Below are 14508 nucleotides of genomic sequence, written 5' to 3'. Positions count from 1 at the left end.
GTGGTTTCCGAACAACAAGACTTTTGCGATGTTGATGTAAAATTTGCTTTAAATATGCCCCATAAAATGGACGTTTGTTTATACAGCGAAGATCAACAACTGCAATGTTGGCAACAGGTTACCTTAGAAGAATTCAATCATAAAGCGCGTGTTCAGGTTGAAACCATATACTCCCTAGTCAATCCTCACACGGATGAATTACTGGCGACAACACGCATTGAAGTACAGAGCACTCGCGCTAAAATAACTCGGCGCCGATTACGTTCTCCGTGGAGCTTTTTTTAATCTTGGAGCTGCAAATGGCAAAGATCTTACTTGTAGAAGATGATTTAGGGTTACAGCAATTAACCCGTGACTATCTTGAAAATAATGGCCTTGAAGTGGCGGTGCTAGACCGTGGCGATGAAGTGTTTAGTTACCTTGAAAACAATCCGGTTGATTTGATGATCCTCGATGTAATGCTGCCGGGTAAAGATGGCTTTAGTGTTTGTCGTCAAGTGAGAGATAAATTTAGCTTACCAATATTAATGTTGACCGCCAAAGGTGAAGACTTTGATCAAGTCATTGGTTTGGAACTTGGTGCCGATGATTATGTTATTAAGCCAGCTGAGCCAAGAGTATTGCTTGCCCGTATTAATGCGCTATTACGCCGTGGCCAAGCATCAGTAAAAGCGCCAGAAGAATTACAATTTGGCGATTTATGTATTGATAAAACCAGCCGTATTGTTCGCTTAAAGAATAACGAAATCACCCTCACTTCACATGAATTTGAATTACTGTGGCTATTAGCTTCAAATTCCGGTGAAGTACTAAGTCGTGAACATGTTCATCAACACATGATCGGTCGCCAATATGATGGATTAGACCGCACCGTAGATGTACGCGTATCGCGGATCCGTAAAAAATTAGGTGATAACAGCGATAAACCATACCGTATTAAAACCGTTTGGGGACAAGGCTACTTATTTGTCTCCGATGCATGGGGTATGTAATTATTAATGGGGAAACTATTCGCAAGTTTATATTTGTACATTATAGTTTCCTTGTTTTTAGTCAGTGGGGTAATTGAACAACTTTGGCCGTACGAAGATAGCCAACAACAAATTGCGCTCGATGACGAGTTTGGTCACTCTCTATGGTTATTAGCGCAAACCCCACAAGGGCTAACTAAAGTAGCTTCGCGCTTTCAAAGTAAAATAGTACAAAAACAAGACCTAATGTTGCCCGCACAACAACAACAAGAACTTAAGCTACATAATTATATTTATCTATTTGATCAACAACAGCGAGCTATTTGGTATATCGCTGTTGATAATGAGCAATTATTGCAAGTGGGTCCAATTACCGTTTCTGCACCAGTATTCTCATCCGTTTGGCCTTATCTATTGTTATTGTGTGTCGTTGGGATCCCTGTTGGCTTATGGAGTTTTTTACTGTGGCGTGATTTTGCTAAGTTGCGGCTGGCCTGTGAAGCCGTTGGTGGTTCACAAGACTTTGAGCTGAGCGCCACCTCTAAATCATTCTTTTTACCAATTACCGACACCTTAAGTGCTATGCAGCAGCGTATTCAGCATTTACTAACTGCGCAACAAGAACTTACCTCGTCGGTCTCGCATGAGTTTAGAACGCCACTGGCACGTTTAAAATTTGCCTTGGCAATGCTTGAAGATAAAGTAGCTGACGAAAAAGCCTTTGAATATATCGATAACATGCAATTGGATATTGTGGAGTTAGAGTCGTTAGTTAAAGAAATGCTTGATTATGCTCGTCTTGATAGCCAACAACCTAATCTTACGGTGCAAACATGTAACTTAGTGCAGCTAGTAGAAAGTGTTGTCACTAAACTTGATTTTGCTACGCAAATAAAACTCAATATGCAATTACCAGCTTTATGCAGTTACACTTGTGACAGTCACTTTATCGCCCGCAGCATCCAAAACTTAGTAGGCAACGCGTTGAAATATGCTCGTCACGAAGTGCGAATTAGCTTAGTTGAAAATACTGGGCAGGTAATTTTATCTGTCGAAGACGATGGCCCTGGCATTGAACAATCACAATGGGATACAGTGTTTAAACCTTTTGCCCGACTTGATAAAAGCCGCGATAAAAAGACTGGAGGCTTTGGGCTTGGCTTAGCCATTGTGGCAAAAATAGTGTCTTGGCACCAAGGTAGCTGTGCAATATCGAATTCAGAATTAGGTGGCGCCAAATTTACAATCTATTTGCCTAAGTAACCAGAGTTCAGGGTAAGTAACTCCTTTTCTATTGCTATATCTGTGGCTAAATTGATACTCAAAAAAAAAGCGCCTAATAGGCGCTTTTCTGCGGTTAAAACCAAAATCAACAAGTAGCAAAAGAGTAGACTTCACTTTGCTAAGTAAGTTCCATTATTTATTACTTTTAATTTATTTATGTGTTTTTAAAAGCGGCATGAGCATCTGCTCCAAGCCATTGAGTTTAACTTCATACATCATTGCTAATTGAGCACCGAGTGTGCCGTGAGGAAATCCTTGCTGCTTAAACCAGACTAAGTATGGTTCTGGTAATAACAGCAAAGGGCGGCCTGCATATTTACCAAATGGCATTTTTGTATTAATCGCTATTTTTAAAAGCTCTGGATCCATGGTTAACTTAGTTTGCTAGGTTATGCGTGAAGTGTATTACAAAAGAGAGAGAGAAAATAGGCTGTGACGGGCAAGAAACAGCCTATTTAATGAGGGAGAGTAGGGCCCTCATAATTACTAATGGATCTGGTATTGATGCTTTTTGGTAAATCCAAGTTGTTTAAGTTTGTTTATAATTGACGGATCATCGATGCGGCTTGGTGTTTCGCTATCACGCAAGAAATGATTTTCCGGCACTTGATATATATCGAGCATTTTTTGAAATAGCACTGCGCGCATTGTTAACGCTGTCATTCCATTTCTTTGTATTTCATCAAGGCGATTTTGAAGTTCAACCAGTTTTGGGTTATTTACATCATCCGCCACTGTCTGAAACTGTGTAGCAAACTTATTTTTCATCTAAAAACCTTATTTAATAGTAAAAGACAAAATGCCGATAAATACGTATACACAAACATGAGAAGGCTTTTTTTGTGCTAAAAATAGATACTTACGTATTACTCAACAAGTGCAGTTTACTCTTTTTTCATGGGTAAATGCCAATCTGGATGTAAAGCTTTGTAAATGCGCTTGACTCTTATTTGGGGACTTCTGCGGGATTGTTTCAGGCGGCTATATATAAGGATATGAAAATTAAATGAAAATAGTTCTCAGTACCTTTTGTGGTACTGAGAACCTTTCTATATTATGGAAATAATTTTTGTTTTACATGCTCAGCGAAGCCGCTACCGGCCTCTAAATAGAAGTTATAAGTAGAGTCAACGCCCATATCTTCTAATTCTTTTTGCTGATCTGGATAGTTAGCAATGGCAGTAACTTGACCTTGGTAACCCGAAGCACGCAATTGCTCTAAAGCAAAAATGTTCTGCATATGTTTCGGCATCGCGAGCATGATCATCTCTACATGGGAGTGATTTACCCGTTGCCAAAAGTCTGGATCGGTTGCATCTGCCAAGAGTGCCTTACGACCTCGTGTAACATGCTTTTCGACCACTTCAGGTTTGATATCTATACCCGCTACAACGCCAGGATGGGTGATGTTAATTGTTTCATATGCACCGGTGCCAATACGACCCATACCAAAAATAACAATCTTGGTGTCATTTAAGTTCACAGGAAGTTCTTCTGCTAAGCGAGTAGGGCTTTCAAAACGCATGAGCCAAGCTTCGATCTTTACATAAATTTCGTTTGAACGTTTATTTAGTGGGGATGCAATGATAAAGGTCATTGATACTGCAATAGCCATAACAGCCAACCACTCAGAGGTGATTAACCCGCTACTGGCAGCAACCATACAGACTATCAAGCCAAATTCGCTGTAGTTAGCTAGACTAAAAGCACTTAATAAAGAAGTACGAGCGCGTAACTTAAAGGCATTCGTTAGTACATAATACAGGGCAACTTTGACTGGTAGCACCAATACAATAATAAGCGCTATAAGTAATGAGTTGAGCGTCAGATCAGCACCTAAACCAATTGTTAAGAAAAACCCAACTAATAAAATTTCTTTTAAATTAAGTAGTGATTTTGCAAGCTCACTGGCTTTTTTATGAGGAGCAAAGATCATACCGATGATCAACGCGCCTAAATCACCTTTCAAGCCTGCAAATTCAAATGCATGATAGCCAACGACAAGTGCAAAGAAAAAGCCAAACAAAGGTAATAGCTCACCATGTTTAGAACGATTTAACACCCAAAACATGACTGGGCGTAATAATGGCAAGGCAACTAATAGCGCAAAAGCCCAACCGTTGGGGATTTTACCTGTGCTGATGGCTAAAAATATCACTGCAAAGATATCTTGCATAACCAAAATACCAATGGCTATTTTGCCGTGAAGGCTGGCCATTTCGCCACGTTCTTCAAGTACTTTTACAGCAAAAACTGTGCTAGAAAAGCTAAAAGCAAAACCAACAAGCAACGCACTTTGCCAACTTAGGTCTGCAAATAATGGCAACGAAAGTGCGCCTAAGAACAGCATCAAACTGCAAAAAATAGCGCTACTAATAATAATATGTAAAGAGGCAGGGGCCCAAACTTGTGGCTTAATAAGATGGCTAACTTTTAGTTTCAGACCAATACTAAATAGTAATAACGTGATCCCTAAATTAGCAATCGTATTAAGTAGCTCAGTGGTTTTAAAGCCAGATAAGTTCAGTACAAAGCCAGCAATCAAAAAACCGATTAGCGGAGGAAGTTTAAGTTGGTACACGGCAAAGCCACACACAAATGCGACAGCAAAATATAATAGTTCCATAATTCTTAATATCACTTCATTTGGTTACCTAGTGTAGCGAAATATCAGCATTTTTGAAAATCATTCGTGTATATTATGCATATAAATTGCGCGCATAGAGATATACCTGTGTATGAAAAACACTCGTTTAGTTAATTATTCTGCTAAAAACTCAAAAAATAGTTATTTTTTCACTGACAGCAGCTTTTAAATATGGTTAAGATGCAGTAACAAAGGAATTTAAGCGTGATTCAGGTTTAGGTGAATTAAGCTTAAGGAGAAATAGATGTTTAAAAAAATTCTTGCATCAGTCGGTATTGGTGCAGCAACAGTAGATACCGTGCTTGAAACTGAGCATTTACAACCTGGGCAACTATTTAATGCCCAAATAGTGATCACCGCAGGGGATGTTAGCCAAGCAATAACAGGTCTTGATTTAGCATTAATGACGCGCGTAAAAGTGGAAGGTGAAGACGGTGCTTATTTTACCAATCATATTATTGATAAGTGGCGTATAACCGATATTGGTACAATTGAACCGGGTCAGCAAAAACACATTCCGTTTGAAGCGCGCTTACATTCAGAAACACCGATCACCGAAATCAACGCCGGTTATAACCAATCACATGTTTGGCTTGAAACAGGTTTAGATATTGATTTAGCACTTGATCCTACGGATAAAGATCATCTTCATATTTATCCAAATGATGCCGTAACTACTTTTATGCAAGCGATGGATAAACTGGGTTTTAGCTTGGTAAAAGCGGATGTTGAAAAGGGCTTCTTACGTGCTAGTACGTTTAACTCTGTCTCTGGTTGTTATCAAGAGCTGGAATATAAACCAAATAGCCGTAGCTTGTTCGGTATTCAAGAGATTGAACTATCGTTTGTGCCTGAAGCTCATAAAACTCATGTTTTAATTGAGCTTGACCGTGGTTTTCGTGGTGATGGCTATGTTGACCTGACGATTGAACATGATCACGTTAATCTTTCGCATTTATGTGATCAATTAGAACGTTTGCTTGCCTAGCTATTCAGAGCTCGGTTAGTTAGCTAAGCGTAATAAGTAGCCCAGTATTGACTGGGCTTTTTTTATGTTAGGAGTTTTTATGCGATTAACAACAAAACCATTTTCTCAACTGTCTGCGCAGGTACTGTTTACTATCATGCGCACGCGGGTCGATGTATTTGTAGTTGAGCAGCAATGCCCATACCCTGAATTAGACGATATCGATTGCACTGCAACAACTCAGCATCTCTATTGGCTCGAGGCTGAACAATTAGCTGCATACGCACGTTGTTATGAGAAAAATGAGCAGTACAGCGCTATTGGTCGCGTGCTGGTTGAAAAATCACAACGGGGTAAGGGGTTGGCAGTGTTATTGGTTAAAGAGGCGATCCAGTGTTGCTTTACGCATTGGCCGAACAAGGATATATACATTGGCGCGCAAACCTATTTACTCGCGTTTTATCAGTCGCTGGGTTTTCAGTGTATTGGCGAGCCTTATTTAGAAGATGGTATTGCACATCAAGATATGATTTTAAAAAACCGCTCCGTGTAAAGAGCGGTTTTTTGAGTTAGCCTAATAGCGAGCTGACAAACACTAAACCAATTGCAATTGGGCAAATGAATTTAATATACCATGGCCATATTTTCCAAAATAGGCTGGTAGCAACTTCTGGGCAGCCTTGTTGTATTTCGTTTAATAGTGAGTTGCGATACCAAATCCAGCCGACAAACAAGCAACACATTAAACCAAGAATAGGCTGACCAAATTTAGTTGTGAGCGCAATAACTAAACCAAACAGCGCATTAAAGTTCAGGACTATCGTAAAGCTCACCAATGCTATAATCGTTCCTATTAACCAAGTGGCTTTTACACGGCCAAGATCAAAGCGCTCTACCGCATACGAAACCGGTGCTTCAAGCATTGAAATAGACGATGTCAGTGCAGCTATACTCATCAATGCAAAAAAGGCAAAGCCAACGAATAAACCAATGGTGCCCATGCCATCAAAAAGAGCGGGTAATACTTGAAATACTAAAGTGTCTTCAGAAAGCAACTCTCCAGTAGCTGAGAATATTTCCACCCCTTGTGCCTGCGCAACGTACATCGCAGGGATAATTAGTAACCCAGCAACAAAAGCAATAAACACATCAATAAGGGTAACGTAGGCGCCAAGTGAGACTAAATTTTCTTTTTTACTAATGTAGGAGCCATAAATGATCATCACACTAGTGCCTAATGACAACGAAAAGAACGCTTGTCCCAGTGCACTAACAAGTAATTCAGGGTCTAAAATAGAGCTGAAATCAGGCACTAAGTAGGCTTTTAGGCCTGTCATAGCGCCTTCTTGCATCATCACATAAACAATCAGTGCAAATAAAATAGTCAGCAATGCGGGCATTAGGCGTTTTGACCATTTTTCAATGCCATTTTCTACTCCGCGGCTAATGATTGCGACAGTAAGAATAATAAATCCAGCAGTAAATATAAGGTTTCTAGAGATTGACTGCTCACTCAACCAAGTTGAAGAGCTCTCACTGCCCACTAAAGTCGCAATGGGCTCTAGAGTGGCACTGATCATCCAACCGGCGACAATGGCATAAAAGCTGAGGATCAGTCCGGCACATATGATACCGCCAAAACCGACCACAAACGCAAAACGTTTTTGGAGCGGGTTATTTGAAATTTTCCGCAATGAACTAACCGCATTGGCTTGACCATGGCGACCAATTGTTAGCTCTGCCATCAGTGCTGGGTAAGCTAAACAAAATGCTAATACAAGGTAAGCAATTAAAAAGGCCGCGCCTCCATTGCTGGCTGTCTGTGTTGGGAAACCCCAGATATTACCAAGACCTACTGCAGATCCTGCTGCGGCCATAATGAATCCAAAACGGGAGCTAAACTCCCCTCTGACTGCGCTCATAATTATTTTTTCTTCTCTATATAGTGACGGCGCTGACAATCTACTGTAAATGTTAAAAAATAAAAAGCTCTTATTTTTAACTGCAGCCGTGAAGAATTAACGCCTGACTGTATTTACAAAACTTAGAATGCCAATGCTGTTAACATTTATAATTTAAGTTGTTGTTATCTAATCATAATGAGGTGATTTATGATAATGTAAACTGTAACATAAAAGTTACAATTGTTCTGGGTTATGTATTTTAAGGGTAAAGCATGCACCCGCTAGCTGCTTACTGCGATTTACGCTTACACTGCCATGATGCCAATCAGCTACTTTAGCTACTATGGCAAGTCCTAGGCCATAACTTTGATCGGCTCGATTGCGATGACTCTGTTCTTGAAAAAAAGGACTAAAAACTTTGTGCCAATTTTGCTCTTCGATACCTGGACCATCATCCTCAACAGTGATTATCAGTGTTTGCTCTTTCATTGATGCTGTGAGAATAATTTTTTGTTTGGCAAAGTCACAGGCATTGCTAAGCAGATTAGTGATTGCGCGTGCTAACCAGTGTAAATCTGCATAAATATGAGAATTATCATGACAGATAAGTTGTAAATCAAGTTGTTGCTGTACTAACTTAGGCTCTAGTTGTTGTATTAGGGTGCTTAGGTAGCTGTTTAACTCAGTGTGTGAGTAGGTCAGTTGGTTGGCTTTTTGCTCAAGCGTGGCAAATGCTAAATAACTTTTCAACATTGATTCCATTTGGTCTAAATCAGCTTCCATACGATTTAAATAATGTTTTATTTTTTCTTCGCTATGACTATCTAGTGCTGCATCTAAGCCAAATCGTAGGCAGGCAATGGGGGTGCGTATATCATGAGATAAACTCGAGGCCATCAGTTTATTTTCATCGAGTAATTTTTCGATCTGGCTTGCCATGCGGTTAAAAGTAAGCTCAACATCTTTAATGTAAGTGAAATGGGATACCCGAATGCGAGCATGTAAGTCGCCACTGGCAAACTTTTTAGCTGCGTCATTAACCACGCCTAGTCGTTTAGCTAATGGTGCAATAATAAACCCCATAAACACACATAACCCAGCGTAAAACATTAAGGTAAGTAACATATCATTTTGTTGATCTTGTTCGTGGGGTTTTTCTAAACGTAATTTAAGATGAAAAGGCGCAAGCAAATCATTACTGTAGAGTAGGTAATACCCTTCTTGATCTTCTAAAATCAGTCCGCCTTCAGCATTGATCTCTTCTAGCAGTGATGGTGGCAGCGCTAAAGATTGCGTGGCTCGATAACTTAATCCCAACGAAAACTGTTGTGCAAGTAAGGCGGTGTAGTCTGCTCTTTGCATGAAGGGTTGGCTGGCAATTTGCTGGCTGAAGCCCATTAAAAGTTTACTTTGAAAGCCAAACTCATCCTGCGAGGTATGAGTTTGCTGACTAAAAGCATCAATTCACCAACCTAATATCACAATCGAGAGCAGGGCACTGGCTAATAAGGAAAGATAAAACTTTTTCATAGCGTTCGCCAGTATACCTTAGCGGCGATCACCAAGCGCTTGCGACGAGTAAATAGCCTCGCCCCCAAATTGTTTTAATTTTTTCAGGTTGCTGGGGATCATCATTAAATTTTTTACGCAGCGCAGAAATGAGCACATCGACACTGCGATCAAGGCCATCATATTCACGGCCCTTGGTTGCTTTGAATACAGCATCTCGCGACACAACTTGCCCTGCGTTACAGGCTAAATAATGCAGTAATAAGTACTCAGCGCTGGATACCCCTTGATCAATATCATTAATAAAAACATTGCGAGATTGTGTATCAATTTTTAAAGAGCCTACCTGAATAATGGTATCATCCGCTTGCGACTCCGAATTATCGTTATTGGCGCGCAGCGCCGCTTTGATCCGCGCTAGTAATGCACGCGGCCTGACCGGTTTCATTATATAATCACTGGCACCGACTTCAAGACCAATTACTTCGTCCATTTCTTCGTCTCGAGCGGTTAGCATAATAATAGGGCTTTGGTAAAATTGACGTAGTTCACGACAGACACTAATACCGTCTTGGCCGGGGAGCATAATGTCGAGTAAAATTAAGTCAGGCTTGAGCTCTTTTACATGACTGACAACTTGGTCGCCTCGCTCACAAATATGAGTTGTGTAGCCTTGCTCAGTTAAATACTCTGCCACCCACTGGGCTAAAGAGCCGTCATCTTCAACAAGTAATATTGTGCCGTAATTATCCATGCTTTATCTCGTTTTAAAAAAGCCGCCAGCGGCGTTTCTTTTGGCGATTTTGATACACCCATTGCAACTGTACTTGTGTTGATGCAATGATCTTACCGGTATCGCTGTTTATTAACTCAAATGAAATGCTTTCAACAGAATCAAAAGCATAATTTAACTTTCCGCTATTTTGTCTAAGCCAGCATTGCATAATATGCTTCGATGTTGCATCACGTAAACAGTAATTACCGATGCTAGTTTGTTGCCAGCTTAACTCAATATCAGCATAGCAGCTGCGTCCTTCTCGCAGTGCAACACAGGTATCGGGCAATGCAATTAAACTACTGTCGTGCGGTTCTTCGCCATCGGCCAATAACGGCTTTGTGTTAAGTAACAGTAATAAAATTACTGTGGTTTTAAAATACATAGCGCACGCCTACCATGGCTTTATGCTGATAATCCTGAGATACAATGGGACTGTTGGAAATTTCATTTGAAAACCAGGTTGATAGCCAGCCACCTAAAAATACCCAGTGTTGATTGAGTGGGTACTCGGCGTGGAATTCAAAAATCATACTCATTGCGGTGTCTGTTTGATAGACCGCACGAGTAGCGGTGGCTTCCTCTGTTGTAATACCAAAATAGTAATTGGTGAAATCAGCTGAGTAAGCGCTGATACCAACACCGGTGCGAAACTCCCAGTTTTGCCATGGTAAAATATGACTAAAAAAGCTATTTACAACCCAGCCATTATGAGCACTGGAAATGTCATGTAAGTATTCAAAAGAGATTTGTGAGTTTTCAAAGCGGCGGGTAAGGCGTAAGCCAGTATCAAAGTCACTTTTTCGGCTTCGTATTCCTTTAAGTTCTGACACCACTCCACTGCTATAAAAGTCGAGTCCTGTTTCATCAAACCCAGCTTGCATATTAGTGCCAAGAATATCAAGATCCCAATCATACTTATTGATGATGCTATAACCAATAATAATGCCGCCACTGAGTTGGCTATGATCAATATCTAAATAAAAGCGTTCGTAAGAAATAGCAAGGTTAATATCAAGTTCTAGGCCGTCACTGTAAGAATCCATTCCAACTAAATAAGAATCTTCAACATAATAGCCCGCACCCGCGCTCCAATCCCAAGCAAAGCCTGAGGTAGGCTCTAAGGTATTATCAGCATAATAGCGATTGCTGGCATTGCTAGAGGTGCTCCATAAACCCACACTGATCAGTAATAACAGTAGTTTCTGTAGAGTGTGTTGTTTACGTTGCATCCATGATCCAAATAAATTAAGCAGTTGTTAAGTGTATTATATTGTCAAAGAGTTCCTTTGATCTGTAAAAAATTGTAGCCAGTAGTCATTCTGCAGACATGAACTTAGTGTACTTTAATTTTATCGATCAAAATACTACTCAGATAATAGTGCATCATCGGTGTTAGAGCACTCACTTCAGTGCGATTACACGGTCCTTGAAGTTTAGCTAAACTGGTCATTTTAGAAATGGTTTTATAGCTTGGTATACTGACTTCTTGATTGGCACGGGCAAGACGTGCTTGCTCAGTATTTTGTTGATGGATAAAAGTGGCTACTTCAAGCTCATTACTGATCACTTGTTCATCACTGAAGCTGTAAATAAGTGGTTCGCGGTGGAAGCTTGCACTGTCGATTGAGGATTTTCCAAACCACACTACATCACCTGATGCACGATGGATCAGGCGCATGCTAACCTCTGCATTGATGGTTGAGCATTGTTGGATCGGATACAGTTGTGTTATTTGCGCAAATAAAGGATACGCTTTATTCGGTGGTTGTATTTGATATTCAGTATCTTCAATAAAGTTGAGCTCTAGCTGGTGTATAGCTAGGGTATAATCACTATTGCCTTGATCAACGACACGTAAGTTCATAGTCGTTAATGCATCAGTTATTTGTTTAAATAGGGTATCCGTGACACTTGCTTTATCGGCAATAACTTGCACAGTTTGGTTACGAGTAATTTTATGCGCTGGTAATTGTACTGATTTTACTTTCGGTGAAGCATGTTCGGTTTCATAGGCTACTTGATAGCTTTGGCTTTTTAATTGCGGTTTGAGTGGCATTTCTAAAGGCGCAGCAGGTGGCGGCGCAGTGACACAGGCCGTTGTAATGAAAGTAAAAAAAACTATTGATAAATAACGTATGAACACTTTAAAACCCTTTGAAAGCTCGATAATCGGAATATTGTACGTTAGTCTTAATAAAACTTCATGGTATTATAAAGCTAAGAATGTCTTAATCTAGATAAAAATAATAAAAAATGAAGCCTTTTGTGTCGTTAATCAACTCCTTTTTTTTCGTTATCACGTTAGTTTTATTTCAATCGCAGGTTCATGCCAGCAAGCAACAGTGGCAAGAATTTGTCAATGATTATACACAACATCTCGAACATAAATTAAAAAGCAAAGGGATCCCAGGGGCTGCGTTGTCGATAGTTAATGGCCCTGATGATACGCATATACAAGGGTTTGGGGTAACAAAGCTAAATAAGGGCTTAGCAGTCAATGCCCATACTCGGTTTCGCTTAGCATCGGTATCTAAAACGTTTGCAGGCTCACTCAGTGCAAAGTTAGCCAATGAGGGGAAGTTTGCTTTAGACGACCCTGTCAGTAAATTTATTCCAGCCTTCGCCAATACGGATTACAAAAATAATTTAAAAGTTTTTCACTTACTCAGTCACTCCAGCGGTTTAGTACCTAATGCGTATGATAACTTGATTGAATCAAGAATGAGTTACCCTGATATAGTGCAAAAGTTGTTGAGTGTTGAACCTATCTGCCAACCAGGGCAGTGCTATGGCTATCAAAATGTGATGTTTAGCTTAATTGCTGAAGTGATCAAAAGCAGTACTAAATTGGATTACTCTCGGTGGATGAGTGAATTTATATTTTCACCATTAAATATGAATGATGCAAGCCTGGGTTATACAGCGATGGTAACAGATGATAATTATGCTCATCCCCATGTAAGAGGGCGCAAACGCTGGCATACCGCAAAATTGAAAAAAAATTATTACAAGGTACTTCCCGCAGCCGGCGTTAATGCTAGTGCCAGTGATATGGCTATTTGGTTAAAAGCGCAGTTAGGATATTACCCAACGGTATTATCCAGTGCAGTGCTAGCCAGTCAAACTCGTCCTTATACGCATACAAAAAAAGAGTTACGGCGTCGAGTGTGGAAAAAGCACCTTAGCGAGGCCTATTATGGCTTAGGCTGGCGGGTTTACGAATATGATAATGAAACCATTTACTATCATAGCGGCTGGGTGCAAGGATATCGCAGTGACCTTGTAGTAATACCGCACTTAAACATAGGTTTCAGTCTGATCCTTAACGCCGAAACCGGTATCATTAATGAATTAACGACAGAGTTTATTGATCGTGTGTTGCTATTCAAACGCTCACAACAACTAGCAATGTATAAAGAGGAAGACAAATGAACTATATTTTAGCGAGCGTAATATTACTGTTTACTGCGAATTTAACAGCAGCACCGCAAAGTATTTTTTTGTTTCGCCATAGTGAAAAATTAACAGGCAACGATCCCCATCTTACGGATGCCGGCAAGCAACGGGCGCAGCAGTTAGTGAGTCTGCTTAGTAAAGTCCAGCCAACAGCAGTTTTTAGTACGGACTATAATCGCACTATCGAGACCGCAACTCCTATTGCTGAACATTTTAATATTACAATTCAAAGCTACGACCCTCGTGACTTAGCCGCATTTAAACACACTGTTTTAGCGCAAGATGGCGTAGTGGTGATTGTAGGCCATAGTAATACCACGGCAGAATTGGCAAAATTAATAGCGCAAATAGATGTTGAAAAGATGCCTGAAACTGAATTTAACCGCTATTTTATCTTACAAAGCGAAGCGCAAGGTTATCAGTTGAGTGATATGAAGATGAATTTTTGAGCAATGTAATATATTTATTTACAATTTATTGCAGTTGCGTCGCAGATATAAAAAAACCAGCAATTGCTGGTTTTTTTATAGCGGAATAGAAAATTAATTACGTGGTAATTGGATCTTCTTTTCTTCGCTTTGGCGATAAAGCACAAGGGTGTGGCCGATTGACTGTAATTTCTCAGCACCGGTTTCACGAATAATAGCTTCAAAAATCAGTGCTTTAGTCTCACGATCATCAGTAGGTACTTTTACTTTAATAAGTTCGTGGATTTCTAGAGCGCTTTGAATTTCAACTAATACACCTTCAGTTAAACCGTTAGAACCAAGAAGTACAACTGGTTTTAGAGAGTGTGCTTGACCTTTTAAAAACTGCTTTTGTTTGTTCGATAATTTCATGTTGTTACAAATTTTGCTGAATATGGCTTGAATTAAGGGTATTCTAACGCCATCTAGAGAATATTACTAATTAGTTGCGTGTTAATTTATGACGAATAAGAAACTTTCGGCCAGTTCACAGCGATGGTTGAAGGAACATTTTGATGATCCTTA

The 14508-nt window shown here is 40.0% G+C and carries 16 protein-coding genes and 1 pseudogene; 7 read left to right on the top strand and 10 right to left on the bottom strand.

The annotated features are described in order from the left end of the window. The 3 genes from H5232_RS19935 to H5232_RS19925 all read left to right on the top strand — a co-directional run. The coding region (locus H5232_RS19935) for a DUF3019 domain-containing protein (protein ID WP_182831389.1) at positions 1-285 on the top strand (285 nt) is incomplete at its 5' end. 14 nt (positions 286-299) lie between these two features. Continuing rightward, the gene (locus H5232_RS19930; RefSeq protein WP_145239242.1) at positions 300-992 is read left to right on the top strand and encodes a response regulator; all 693 of its coding nucleotides are present in this window, start codon (positions 300-302) and stop codon (positions 990-992) included. 6 nt (positions 993-998) lie between these two features. Beyond that, positions 999-2234 (top strand): ATP-binding protein, encoded by a 1236-nt coding sequence (locus H5232_RS19925; RefSeq protein ID WP_182831388.1) that lies wholly within the window; start codon positions 999-1001, stop codon positions 2232-2234. Positions 2235-2405: 171 nt separating this feature from the next. Here H5232_RS19925 and H5232_RS19920 read toward each other — a convergent pair whose 3' ends face one another. The 3 genes from H5232_RS19920 to H5232_RS19910 all read right to left on the bottom strand — a co-directional run bounded on the left by H5232_RS19920 (position 2406) and on the right by H5232_RS19910 (position 4881). Continuing rightward, positions 2406-2624 (bottom strand): DUF3820 family protein, encoded by a 219-nt coding sequence (locus tag H5232_RS19920; RefSeq protein ID WP_182719329.1) that lies wholly within the window; start codon positions 2622-2624, stop codon positions 2406-2408. A gap of 117 nt (positions 2625-2741) precedes the next feature. Further along, entirely contained in the window at positions 2742-3023 is a 282-nt protein-coding gene (locus H5232_RS19915; RefSeq protein WP_145239233.1) for a hypothetical protein, read from the bottom strand. Between the two features lie 286 nt (positions 3024-3309). Continuing rightward, the gene (locus tag H5232_RS19910) at positions 3310-4881 is read right to left on the bottom strand and encodes a cation:proton antiporter family protein (protein WP_182719330.1); all 1572 of its coding nucleotides are present in this window, start codon (positions 4879-4881) and stop codon (positions 3310-3312) included. A gap of 265 nt (positions 4882-5146) precedes the next feature. Between H5232_RS19910 and H5232_RS19905 the strand changes: the two genes are divergently transcribed. Continuing rightward, entirely contained in the window at positions 5147-5890 is a 744-nt protein-coding gene (locus H5232_RS19905) for a sporulation protein (RefSeq protein ID WP_145239228.1), read from the top strand. 79 nt (positions 5891-5969) lie between these two features. Next, the gene (locus H5232_RS19900) at positions 5970-6422 is read left to right on the top strand and encodes a GNAT family N-acetyltransferase (RefSeq protein WP_145239226.1); all 453 of its coding nucleotides are present in this window, start codon (positions 5970-5972) and stop codon (positions 6420-6422) included. Between the two features lie 16 nt (positions 6423-6438). Here the strand turns inward: H5232_RS19900 and H5232_RS19895 are convergent, their stop codons facing one another. From H5232_RS19895 to H5232_RS19870, 6 genes and pseudogenes are all read right to left on the bottom strand, one after another. Continuing rightward, positions 6439-7791: a sodium-dependent transporter gene (locus tag H5232_RS19895; RefSeq protein WP_182719332.1), complete on the bottom strand. Its 1353-nt coding sequence runs from the start codon at positions 7789-7791 to the stop codon at positions 6439-6441. Between the two features lie 216 nt (positions 7792-8007). After that, positions 8008-9303: pseudogene (locus tag H5232_RS19890) on the bottom strand (ATP-binding protein). Between the two features lie 28 nt (positions 9304-9331). Continuing rightward, entirely contained in the window at positions 9332-10036 is a 705-nt protein-coding gene (locus H5232_RS19885) for a response regulator transcription factor (RefSeq protein WP_182831387.1), read from the bottom strand. 13 nt (positions 10037-10049) lie between these two features. Continuing rightward, entirely contained in the window at positions 10050-10442 is a 393-nt protein-coding gene (locus H5232_RS19880; RefSeq protein ID WP_149981434.1) for a DUF3019 domain-containing protein, read from the bottom strand. Further along, entirely contained in the window at positions 10432-11289 is an 858-nt protein-coding gene (locus H5232_RS19875) for a MipA/OmpV family protein (RefSeq protein ID WP_149981433.1), read from the bottom strand. The genes H5232_RS19880 and H5232_RS19875 overlap by 11 nt, the downstream gene beginning before the upstream one ends. Before the next feature lie 104 nt (positions 11290-11393). Beyond that, entirely contained in the window at positions 11394-12197 is an 804-nt protein-coding gene (locus tag H5232_RS19870; RefSeq protein WP_182719340.1) for a hypothetical protein, read from the bottom strand. Positions 12198-12313: 116 nt separating this feature from the next. On the opposite strand from H5232_RS19870, the gene H5232_RS19865 reads away from it, so the two are divergent. Further along, on the top strand, positions 12314-13492 hold the full coding sequence (locus H5232_RS19865; RefSeq protein ID WP_182719335.1) for a serine hydrolase: 1179 nt from the start codon (positions 12314-12316) through the stop codon (positions 13490-13492). Further along, a complete protein-coding gene (locus H5232_RS19860; protein WP_182719336.1) occupies positions 13489-13965 on the top strand; it encodes a histidine phosphatase family protein in 477 nt (158 codons plus the stop codon). Before H5232_RS19865 ends, H5232_RS19860 begins: the two co-directional genes overlap by 4 nt. A 93-nt stretch (positions 13966-14058) precedes the next feature. On the opposite strand, the gene yhbY is transcribed toward H5232_RS19860, so the two are convergent. After that, entirely contained in the window at positions 14059-14355 is a 297-nt protein-coding gene (yhbY, locus tag H5232_RS19855; RefSeq protein ID WP_016707974.1) for a ribosome assembly RNA-binding protein YhbY, read from the bottom strand. Between the last annotated feature and the right edge of the window lie 153 nt (positions 14356-14508).

Origin of the sequence: Pseudoalteromonas sp. SG41-5 (assembly GCF_014164495.1) — a bacterium.
GTDB classification, from domain to species: domain Bacteria; phylum Pseudomonadota; class Gammaproteobacteria; order Enterobacterales; family Alteromonadaceae; genus Pseudoalteromonas; species Pseudoalteromonas rhizosphaerae.
The sequence above is the reverse complement of the archived record's forward strand: the minus strand, read 5'-3'. Positions and strand labels throughout refer to the sequence as shown.

Coding starts and splice junctions, on each gene's coding strand:
- H5232_RS19905 (WP_145239228.1), top strand. CDS start 5,147: ATGTTTAAAAAAATTCTTGCATCAGTCGGTATTGGTGCAGCAACAGTA.
- H5232_RS19925 (WP_182831388.1), top strand. CDS start 999: ATGGGGAAACTATTCGCAAGTTTATATTTGTACATTATAGTTTCCTTG.
- H5232_RS19875 (WP_149981433.1), bottom strand. CDS start 11,289: ATGCAACGTAAACAACACACTCTACAGAAACTACTGTTATTACTGATC.
- H5232_RS19910 (WP_182719330.1), bottom strand. CDS start 4,881: ATGGAACTATTATATTTTGCTGTCGCATTTGTGTGTGGCTTTGCCGTG.
- H5232_RS19880 (WP_149981434.1), bottom strand. CDS start 10,442: ATGTATTTTAAAACCACAGTAATTTTATTACTGTTACTTAACACAAAG.
- H5232_RS19920 (WP_182719329.1), bottom strand. CDS start 2,624: ATGGATCCAGAGCTTTTAAAAATAGCGATTAATACAAAAATGCCATTT.
- H5232_RS19885 (WP_182831387.1), bottom strand. CDS start 10,036: ATGGATAATTACGGCACAATATTACTTGTTGAAGATGACGGCTCTTTA.
- H5232_RS19900 (WP_145239226.1), top strand. CDS start 5,970: ATGCGATTAACAACAAAACCATTTTCTCAACTGTCTGCGCAGGTACTG.
- H5232_RS19930 (WP_145239242.1), top strand. CDS start 300: ATGGCAAAGATCTTACTTGTAGAAGATGATTTAGGGTTACAGCAATTA.
- H5232_RS19860 (WP_182719336.1), top strand. CDS start 13,489: ATGAACTATATTTTAGCGAGCGTAATATTACTGTTTACTGCGAATTTA.
- H5232_RS19915 (WP_145239233.1), bottom strand. CDS start 3,023: ATGAAAAATAAGTTTGCTACACAGTTTCAGACAGTGGCGGATGATGTA.
- H5232_RS19895 (WP_182719332.1), bottom strand. CDS start 7,791: ATGAGCGCAGTCAGAGGGGAGTTTAGCTCCCGTTTTGGATTCATTATG.
- H5232_RS19865 (WP_182719335.1), top strand. CDS start 12,314: ATGAAGCCTTTTGTGTCGTTAATCAACTCCTTTTTTTTCGTTATCACG.
- yhbY (WP_016707974.1), bottom strand. CDS start 14,355: ATGAAATTATCGAACAAACAAAAGCAGTTTTTAAAAGGTCAAGCACAC.